4 protein-coding genes and 4 pseudogenes are annotated in these 9,549 nt (G+C 58.8%); 1 reads left to right on the top strand and 7 read right to left on the bottom strand.

What is annotated here, in order from left to right; translation table 11 throughout:
• Positions 1–559: 559 nt before the first annotated feature.
• Positions 560–1,177: pseudogene (locus ACVJGD_RS40925) on the top strand (ISNCY family transposase); the annotation flags it as partial.
• Between the two features lie 195 nt (positions 1,178–1,372).
• On the opposite strand, the pseudogene ACVJGD_RS40920 reads toward ACVJGD_RS40925, so the two are convergent.
• From ACVJGD_RS40920 to ACVJGD_RS40890, 7 genes and pseudogenes are all read right to left on the bottom strand, one after another.
• Positions 1,373–1,776 (bottom strand): annotated as a pseudogene (locus ACVJGD_RS40920) (transposase); the annotation flags it as partial.
• Between the two features lie 109 nt (positions 1,777–1,885).
• The gene (locus ACVJGD_RS40915) at positions 1,886–3,430 is read right to left on the bottom strand and encodes an acyl-CoA dehydrogenase family protein (RefSeq protein ID WP_456640547.1); all 1,545 of its coding nucleotides are present in this window, start codon (positions 3,428–3,430) and stop codon (positions 1,886–1,888) included.
• Between the two features lie 683 nt (positions 3,431–4,113).
• A pseudogene (locus ACVJGD_RS40910) lies at positions 4,114–5,267 on the bottom strand (IS3 family transposase); the annotation flags it as partial.
• Between the two features lie 82 nt (positions 5,268–5,349).
• Positions 5,350–6,015: a YopT-type cysteine protease domain-containing protein gene (locus tag ACVJGD_RS40905; protein ID WP_456640546.1), complete on the bottom strand. Its 666-nt coding sequence runs from the start codon at positions 6,013–6,015 to the stop codon at positions 5,350–5,352.
• A 687-nt stretch (positions 6,016–6,702) separates the two neighbouring features.
• Positions 6,703–7,179: an Lrp/AsnC family transcriptional regulator gene (locus tag ACVJGD_RS40900; protein ID WP_456639422.1), complete on the bottom strand. Its 477-nt coding sequence runs from the start codon at positions 7,177–7,179 to the stop codon at positions 6,703–6,705.
• A 104-nt stretch (positions 7,180–7,283) separates the two neighbouring features.
• Positions 7,284–8,614 (bottom strand): annotated as a pseudogene (locus ACVJGD_RS40895) (NAD-dependent succinate-semialdehyde dehydrogenase); the annotation flags it as partial.
• The gene (locus ACVJGD_RS40890; protein ID WP_456639421.1) at positions 8,602–9,531 is read right to left on the bottom strand and encodes a dihydrodipicolinate synthase family protein; all 930 of its coding nucleotides are present in this window, start codon (positions 9,529–9,531) and stop codon (positions 8,602–8,604) included. The pseudogene ACVJGD_RS40895 and the gene ACVJGD_RS40890, both read right to left, overlap by 13 nt.
• Positions 9,532–9,549: the final 18 nt, after the last annotated feature.

Genomic DNA, 9,549 nt, shown 5'->3' with positions numbered 1-9,549 from the left:
GCCTATCCCAATCGCCTGGCTCGCAAGCGTCCCGGTGCACCAGAGGAGACCAATGCGCCATCTTCACCCCTCAGCCAATGCATGCAGTTCCCGGCCAAGGCGCCCGCCACATAGCGACCTAAGCCTGTCACACTGGTCAGGATTTGCTCGGGAGTTGCCGCGCTGAATGCTAATCGACTCCGACCAGTCTTGAGAGTTATCCAGCGCGAACAACGACAGCGGCATCCCCGAAGGACGCGGCAGCGCCTCATTTGGCGGGATCGCACTTAACCGTGCAGCGTCTATCGCAGTGAGAATCAATCGAACAAGATTCCTCTGAATTTGTGGCGCGGGGCCGACTGCGGGACCGCTATCGTCCTATGGATCCTCACCGTCTCACAGCAATCCACGTGCCACCAAAGAGGTTGTGCAGGCCTTACTTGAAGAGGGAAAAACCACCTCTTTGCGCCGCGGCGGCGAAATACTTGAGCCTCAGTGTCCGGCTCCGGACATTACGTCTTCAACTGGACACGGCTGAACGCGACAAACACAGAGCGTCAGATTACGACGGTTGCTGTGAGGGCTCGAGGCGGCCGCGTTGCTCGCAAAACTCTATCGCTCAGCGCGGCTGTTTGTGAACTTCTTCCAGTCGTCGTTCAAGCTGATCGGAAAACAGCGCGATGGCGCACGCGTCCGGAAATCTTACAGTGCGCCGACGACGCCGCATCAGCGGCTGGCAGCCGACCCACGTACCTCCAATGCAGTTTGGGCCCGACTGCAGGAAATCTGCGTCAGCTTGGACCCGGTCGCGTTGCTGCGTGACATTCGGTCTGCACAGCAACGTCTGGCCGACCTTGCCGATCTGAAGTCGGCGGGCAATTCGATTGCTGTGGCACCGCCGATCGACTTGTTCCTCGCCAGCTTGCGAACAGCTTAGAAAGAGGGCGCATCTCGACCGACGGACCGGCCGATCCTCAAAGCGAAGCGAGGTCGTCGTCGCCCTGATCCGCTCGTTCAGGCGACCCCACAGCTGCAGGAGTGGTTCAAGGCCGAGCCGTGGCGAACCGGCGCCGAACTCCTGACGAGGTTACAGGCGGAATATCCGGGCGCGTACCCGGACAAGCTGCTGCGAACGCTTCAGCGCCGCCTCAAATCCTGGCGCAGCGAGCAGGCAAGCGCGCCGCTGTTTGGATCGGAGGCTCATGCGGCCCGGATCGACGCAACACCGATTGCGCGGGTGACAGCGCTTACTTCAGGTACGGGGGAGGCCGGTCGTTGCGCAACCCCGGCCAGGTCCACGACCGGCCTCCCCCGTACCGACCGTCCGTCTTCTTGGGAGCATAAATGAGGCAACAATCGCGTCCTCGGGAGCAATTCCTCCATGAGGCAATACGCCATGGACGACATCGCAGGTGTCGTCGACATCCAGCGCCACCCCATCCGGCGCGGTGGCGTAGCTGGCCATCCACTGATCCACCAGAGCATAGGTCAGACGGATCGCATCGCGGAGGCTCGGGGCGTTCTCCAGACGCGAAAGGGTCAGCTGGGACGCCAGATGGCGAAGATCCGGGCGCGGATCATGTCCGCCACAGCATGCCTGACGCGGGTCGGATCCCGCTGGTCTGGAATGAAGCGCGCCAGGCGCTCGGCGATGCCAAGGCGGCGCTCAGCTTGGGCGAGGAGCATGACGCCGCCGTCGGACGACAAGCGCCCGCCGTCGAAAGCGGCGGTGATCTTCTTGCGGCCAACGGCTGGAAACAGGAACGGTTGTATCGTCCGGCATGGCGGGTGTGGCAGCCTCGAACGGGGAGCAGGATCGGCTTCAGCAACCCTACGCTGCTTCAAGTGCTTAAACTATACTGGCCAGCCCTCATCATCCCTCCCATGCATAAGAACGGCTAGGATGTCAGACATACTGCACCAATTTGAGGTAATCGTCTGTGAGGACAGGTGAGCGGATGGAAGAAGCTGCGTCTTGAAGGAAGGTATTCAGAGTCCGACTAGCGCGAATGCGGCCTTCGAAAGATAGCTGCGCCGGCGCGCGAGTACGGAGAGTTGCTAATTCGGAACTGACTAGGTCAGCCGCGGCTGCGGCACAAGCTGAGGCGGAGAAGCAACCAGCAGACATGACAGCTTGTGCCAGTCCTAGTGTGGTGAGCCAACCCGCATAGATTAGCACGGCGCCGTCTGTCTCATTGAGCCCAGAGAGTTCCTCAATTGCAGCAGCATGGACTGGCGCCGCACCAAGAGACAGAAAAAGATCGGCTATTCCGTCACGTGTGGCTCTAGAGAGAAGACAGCGGCCGAGATGCGATAGGAGCGTCTCAGTCGGACCTTCGAAGATGCGGAGAATGCGAGCGTCTCGATAGAGTTTAGCTACAGGCGTTCCCTCATCGTAACCACGGCCACCTAACAGTTGGACGCATTGATCAGCGACGAGGCCGCACCACTCCGACGACAAAACCTTCGTTGCCGACGCAAGGTGGACGTTGGGCGCGCCCTGCGCTGAGACAAGTCGGCAGGATGCACCCAGCATTGCCTTCACTACTTCCCGCCGGAGCACCATCTGCTCAAATAACTGCTCGATATAGCTGTTCTCAATCATGCGCAGCTTACCTAGTCGACGATGGCTTGCATATGAGGCTGCGACCTGGATAGCGCGCTCAAGGGCTCCAAGACCCATAGCAGCCACACCGATACGCCCGCGGTTCATACTAGATGCTGCTGCTCCCCAGCCGTCTTGATCGCGAGAGAGCACGTAAGCACTCGGCACCTCGACATCCTGGAACTCCAGAGTATTTTGAATAATGCCACGTAGACCGAGTGTGCGATGCTCGTGCGTGACCTTTAGGCCCGGAGCGTGCCTATCAACTAGTACACCAACTAACCGACCTTTCGCATCGGGACCAGAGGCTCGCGCAAAGCAAACGATCCAACGAGCCCAGTCAGCGAGGCCGATCCAGATTTTGCGGCCAGAGATGCGAACTCTGTCTTCGTGCATGAAAGCCGAAGCCTCTATATGCCGCGGGGCAGAACCGGCTCCAGGCTCTGTCAAAGCGAAAGCGCAAAGGTCGCCGCGTGTTGCACCCCACATGACATGCCCTTGTTCAGGGATGTGCGGTGCCGCTTCGATGCAGGGCAAGGCCAGGAAGTTATGGATGACGAGGGTAGAGGCAGCCGAGACATCGAAGGATGCAGTGGCGGAGATGAGGTCGATGGCCTCTTGCAAGGGAAGAGCTAATCCGCCGTGCTCTGCTGGTGTAGTGAGCCCGAACAGTCCATGCCTTGCTAATATGCTGTGTAGTGTCGGAGGGAAAGCTCGACGGTCATCCGCGTCTGCGAAATTCAACTGACTCAGGTCATCGATCAAACTGGAATATCGGGTAGGTGCACCACCTTCAGCTGTGCGTTCCCGCGCCTCCCCGAACAGGGAGTAAACTTGAGTGTACATAGCCCCTCGAATTATCTGGACAATATAAGGCCATAATGATTGCGCCCGCGCTTCATGCCAATTCATCCCCGTGGTTAGCTCGAATACACATTGGTATAGGTGGATGCGAGCGTAGCACAAGCAGGTTGCCCCTGATCGGGATTTATCCCGAGCGCTGCGCGTGCTCACATCAAGATGCGTCTTGTCGATATGACCGTATCCCTCCGTGGCGGCGCTTTCAATGACCCACAAATTCTCGCTCCGACCATGGTGCCTAGCGCGATGTCGGTGAGGCGTGACAGCCCGCGCCAGATGACGGTATTGCCGGGCGGCGGGTCGCTTACGCGGGCGAGATAACCGCCGAGTCGGGCGATGTTGATCAGATAGTGCGAGAGCGGTTTCTGTCTTGCTCTTGATTTGTCGTTGGCGCTTCCAATCTGCATTTGTCGTTGGCGCTTCCAATCTGCGTGAGCAGTTTGCGGAATCTGCCGCCATGAAGTGGACCCTATGCTGAGGGCCACTGGGTCCGGTTTCTTAAGTGGAGCTGCTGCCGTTCGTTCTCCCCAATAACTTTACGCTATTCTTGCTTGCTGCTGTTGTGGCTGTGGGGATGTGGGCAACGCGCAGCGTTGTCCAAGCTTCTCGCTTGCGAGAAGCGTCATATCCGCAGCCTCTTCTCCGAATGCGCCGCTGACACCGGCCCGCCAGACCGCCATCGCCGCGCGGTTTTCCAGCGCCTGATGAGGCGCTGGAAATTGCAAAATTCGATCCATCGGGCGATTCCGGCTATCCCCCCATGGCCATCCGAATGACACTTGAGATAGATGTCCTCGTATTTGAGCGAGCGCCACGGCCGCTCGATGAACACGTTGTCCATCCAGCGCCCGCGACCGTCCATCGAGATCCTGACGCCGGTGGCGGCCAGCGTGGCCGTGAAGGCGGCGCTGATGAACTGGCTGCCCTGGTCGGGATTGTCGCGACGATGCTTCGCATCGCGCTGAGATCTCAGGCACAGCCGAAGCCCGCCAAGGCCTCTTCGAGCGCAGACACGCAGAACGATGTGTCCATCGCGTTCGACAGGCGCCAGGCCAGCACCGCACGGCTCGCCCAATCGATGATCGCCACCAGATCCAGAAAGCCCTGGCCGATCGGCACATAGGTGATATCGGCTGCCCACACTTGATTCGGCCGGTCGATCACCATATGGCGCAGGAGATACGGGAAGATCTTGTGTCCCGGCGCCGGCTTTGTGGTTCTGGATTTTGGTCCCAACGCCGCGATGCCCATCTTGGGTATCAACCGCTGCACACGCTTGCAATTGATGCGGCAGCCTTCGCCATTGAGCATTGCCGTCATCCGCCGCGAGCCCAGGAACGGCCAGGCCGTGAACAGCTGGTCGATCCGCCGCATCAGCTCAAGGTCGTTGTCATTGGCCGGCCGCGGCGGCCGATATACGCTCGATCGCGCAACGCTCAGCAGTTGGCATTGCCGGCGGATCGATAGACCCTCATGATCGCGCTGAAGCAATCCTCGGCGATCCGGCGCACTCATCTTCCGGACCTCCTGGCTAAAAAATCTCGCTCGATCGTCAATTGTCCGATCTTGGCGTGGAACTTCTCGACCTCCAGTTCGTGGCCGCCTCGCCATCCCGACCAGCGCCCGCGTCGAACGCCCGAACCGCTTGATCGTGAAGCTGCTTCTTCCACGCATAAATCTGGTTCACATGCACCTGGTAGCGCTGCGCCAGATCCGTCACCGTTGATTGTTCTCGCAGCGCCTCCAAGGCGATCTTGGCCTTCAGCGCCGCATCGATTTTCCGTCTCGTCTTCTCGTCTTCTTCATGGTCCGCTCCGTTTATCAAAACGGAACGGCATCCGCACGAGCTAAGCCGCCGGTCCAAAATCCGGGGTCCACTTTAACCGCCGGCTTGCAGGTCAGCTTCAGTACATCCGTTGTGTGGTTACTGTCGACAAATGCTGCGCGTTGGGGTTCCTGTAACGGTTGGCGAGGCTCTGAAACAACGAAGCCATCTGGTTTGATTCGGCCGTAAATTCTCCATAGTTCGGGTCGAACAGCGTGGTCATTCCAGACGAGGCCGACGTGGCAACTGTGTGTGCGCCGCCTTCGGCGAAATACAAGCTGACCAAATGGTTCGATCCGTCTTGGTTGATTTCGTTCACCATGCGCTTGACGTTCGAAGGCTTGCCGAACGCGAATCGCTTCTCTTCTCCAGATGGTTCCAAGCCTGCTTCCTGCAAAACGGTATTTTGTGCCTGAAGATCGGCCTGAGAAGATCCAGCCCCCCTGCTTCGCAACTGATCCTTGAGGTTCTGATACTGCTGCTGCCGCTCAGCCGCTGAGCCGTGCGCTTGCGATCCGGGTGTGAGCGAATTCGTTCGGGTTGATGGGTTGTTGTTAAGATTGCGGAACCACTCCGCAGTCAGCCCAACGCAAATGCCGTCTACATTCGCATCACGCAACTCGGCTGTCCTGTATTCAAACAAGGAGGTGGCCGGACTCGCTGGAGAGGATGTACTGGGATCGGAGGCGCTTGAAGTTTGAACATTTGCATCTGAGGTGTGTGGCTTGCTGCAGCAGAGACCCATTTTGTCAGGCAACTCCCCAGGTTGTGAGCTCCACCGAGGCGCGAGATCCGCAAGTGTTTCCGTAAAGCTGCCGCTATCCACCGACTGACTTGGTACGTCAGCCTGGCTAGCGCGTGTGGATGAGCCATCGATTCGGTTATACATGGCGATTCGCATTTCCCTTCGTAAGTTTCCTAGCGGTAAGTTTGGGCTTCTTAGGCCCTGCTGCGAGGATACCGAGAGAAGCTGACGACGAGCTGACGAGCAGCTGCTATCCAGCTTAAAGAGCGTGAGAAGGGCATCATCATGAAAACGGATTTGCGCGCGGCGGCCGGCTCACCAATCTCCGGTTCGCCCGACGATGCGGCACGTGCACAGGCACTGAGTTTCGCTACGCAAGCGTTGTCGCTCATTCAGCACTTCAGATCGAGAAGCTTCGGCCCGAACTCTATGGCGCAGCCCCTCGAAACGCTGGCTGCTGGATTATATGGTGCTGTAGCTCGAAATCTCTGCGAGAGTGATCTGAGGACTCGAGACTCTAACCGCTACCGGATGAAAGTTCAGTGGCAGGTCACATCCGCGGGCGCGATGCGACCGACGAAGCCTCAGACGACCGGTGAAGGTGATGCGCAGGTTCAAGCAGATCATCAACATGAAGCAACAAGCCGTAGCTCGCGGGGCAAGCTGCCAAGTGTCACGTCAAAACGGTCACCAGCATGCGATAGAAGCCATTGGTAAAGCGAAGCCGGTTTTGACTCGATCCACAACGACCATCGTTTCAAAGCGCTTTATGTCTGGATTTACATGTACAAGGCGCCGAGTGAAGTGTTCGTACTCTTCCATATCACTTGCTGTAACTAGCAGGACGAAGTCGGCTTGGCCGGTAACGTAGAATCCGCTCATCACCTCCGGCATCTTGCAGATTGTCCGCTTGCAGCGATCAACGATGTCGGCCCGAGCGCGCTCAAGCGAGATGAGAACCAAGACGGTCACGTTGCGTCCGATCGCTTTTGGAGAAATGATTGAAACGTCTCCTTCTATCACGCGCTCCGATCGTAGGCGCTTTAATCGACGCTGAACTCCGGATGCAGACAAGCCGACTTTCGCGCCGAGTTCTTCACTGCTCAAGCGATTGTTGCGTTGCACGAGATCAAGAAGACGAGCATCGATTCTGTCGAGTTCCATGGCTGCGCTACGGTGAATAGGGTGAGATCGCTTGGTCGAGGCAGCGAGTGCGCCGGCTCACAGAACATCGCCCTCGCCCTGTCGCCAAGTTGACTATGCGCTCGCTGGGTCACGAACTTCGTATTGAGATATCCCTCGATTGCCTCGAGGCCGCCTTCCGAACCGTAGCCAGAATCCTTGATTCCGCCGAACGGGACTTCTGGAAGGGCCAGGCCATGGTGATTTCAAGGTCGCCTCCAATAGCCGTCATCGTCTTGGAGGATTGCGTAAATGCGTAGGCGGCAAGGCCGTACGGCAGTTGATTGGCCTCGCTGACGACCTCGTCATAGCTCTTGCCGTGATTGGCGCAATAAGGCCGAAAGGCTCTTCGTTCATGATGCGCGCCCGAAGCGGAACAGAAGTCAAAACGGTCGGTTCGAAGAAGAAGCCCTCATTGCCAATGCGCTTGCCGCCGGTGCGCAACTCGGCGCCGCGCTGAACGGCGTCTGCGACAAAACTCTCCATCGCATCGACCCGCGGAGAATTGGCGAGCGGTCCCATCCGCGTATCTTTTTCGAGCCCATTGCCGACCTTGATAGCCGTGGTCTCGGCAACAAACCTGTCAACGAGCTCCTCGTAGACACTCTCATGAACCAGAAACCGAGTAGGCGGGACGCAGATTTGGCTGGCATTGCAAAATTTATTCGCCGGGAGGATTCTTGCGGCATTCTCCAGGTTGGCGTCCTCGAACACGATGGCAGGCGCGTCCCCACCGAGCTCCATGGTAACGCGCTTCATATGGGCGCCAGCAAGTGCCGCGAGGTGCTTGCCGACCACGGTCGAACCGGTGAAAGACACTTTGCGGATGATCGGACGTCGGATGAGATACTTTGAAACTTCAGCGGGCACGCCAAGGACCAGATTGATGACGCCAGCGGGTATATCCATATAGGCGCGAACCAGCTCGATGCAGCTTGCCGGCGTCTCCTCGGGACCCTTGACGATGATCGAACAACCGGCCGCGAGCGCCCCGGACATCTTACACACGGCCTGATTGATAGGGAAATTCCACGGGGTAAAAGCCGCCACCGGGCCGACCAGCTCCTTTGTCACGAACTGGGCGACATTGCCGAACCGCGCCGGCACAATCCTGCCATAGGCGCGGCGCGCCTCCTCGGCGAACCACTCAATTATATCGGCGGCGAGCGCCGTTTCGCCGCTCGACTCTGCGAGGGGCTTGCCCTGCTCCAAGGTCATGGTCGGCGCAATTTCCGCCACGCGCCGAACGAACGACATCCGCGGTCTTGCGCATCGTCTTGTATCGGTCATAGGCCGACATTTTTCGCCACGTGTTAAATCCCTTTGCGGCTTCAAGAGCGCAGTCGAGAGCGCCTCGAGAGTTGTACGGGGTCGCGCCGATCGGCTGTCTGATGCCGAGGTCACTCAGTGTCCCCAATGGAGGGCTAGAGGATTGACCTCGCGCGCAAGCTCAATCAATCCAGCTCTCGTGTTGGGGTGAATTTGCTCGAGGGGATGTCGCACGGCCTCACACTTGATGACGCGGCCCTCAGCCATGACGCTTTTGGCAGCGCGCAGACCGCATTGGCGGCTCTCGAAATTGACTAACGGCAACACCCTTGCATAGGCAGCAACGGCTTCCCGCCTGCGCCCCGCCTTGTGATGATCGATCACTGGGCGCAACAAATCGGGAAGCAGCGCGCTTGGTATCGTCCCGGTCGCACCAGCATCGAGATCTGCCATCATCGTAATGGCTTCCTCGCCGTCAAACGGGCCAGTGATCGCGTCGCCCCCGGCCTCGATCAGCGCGCGCAGTTTCGCCGCAGCAAACGGCACCTCGATCTTGAAGTAGTTGACGAGCGGCACCTCTCGGGCGAGACGAGCGAGAAACGGTACGGTCAGCGTCACGCCGCTGAGCGGCGCGTCCTGGACCATGATTGGAATTTTGGCTGCGTCTGCGACACGGCTGAAGTGCTCGAGCATGGCGGCTTCGTCGGCTTTGAGGCCTGCGCCGTGGTAAGGCGGCATCAGCATAAGAAGGCTTGCTCCACGCTCGGCCGCATAGCGGGCGCGTTCCACCGCGATACGGGTGCTGAAATGGCTGCATGTCACCATGACCGACCTACGGCCCCCCACATGCGACAGGCAGAGATCGACTAATATGCTGCGCTCCTGGTCCGACAACAGGAACTGCTCCGAGTAATTGGCCAGAATGCAGATTCCGTCGACGCCCTGATCGATCATGCAATCCAGCACGCGCCGCTGCCCCTCAAGGTCAAGCGCCCCGGTTTCGGTAAAGGGCGATGGCGCGACGGGGAAGAGACCATCATAAACGGAGCCTTTTGGGTTTGCCATGAGCAGCACTCCACGGAG

The organism is Bradyrhizobium sp. USDA 10063 (assembly GCF_054063735.1).
Note: the sequence above shows the minus strand (reverse complement) of the source record. Positions and strands in the feature narration are given on the sequence as shown.

Coding starts and splice junctions, on each gene's coding strand:
- ACVJGD_RS40890 (WP_456639421.1), bottom strand. CDS start 9,531: ATGGCAAACCCAAAAGGCTCCGTTTATGATGGTCTCTTCCCCGTCGCG.
- ACVJGD_RS40915 (WP_456640547.1), bottom strand. CDS start 3,430: ATGTACACTCAAGTTTACTCCCTGTTCGGGGAGGCGCGGGAACGCACA.
- ACVJGD_RS40905 (WP_456640546.1), bottom strand. CDS start 6,015: ATGGGTCTCTGCTGCAGCAAGCCACACACCTCAGATGCAAATGTTCAA.
- ACVJGD_RS40900 (WP_456639422.1), bottom strand. CDS start 7,179: ATGGAACTCGACAGAATCGATGCTCGTCTTCTTGATCTCGTGCAACGC.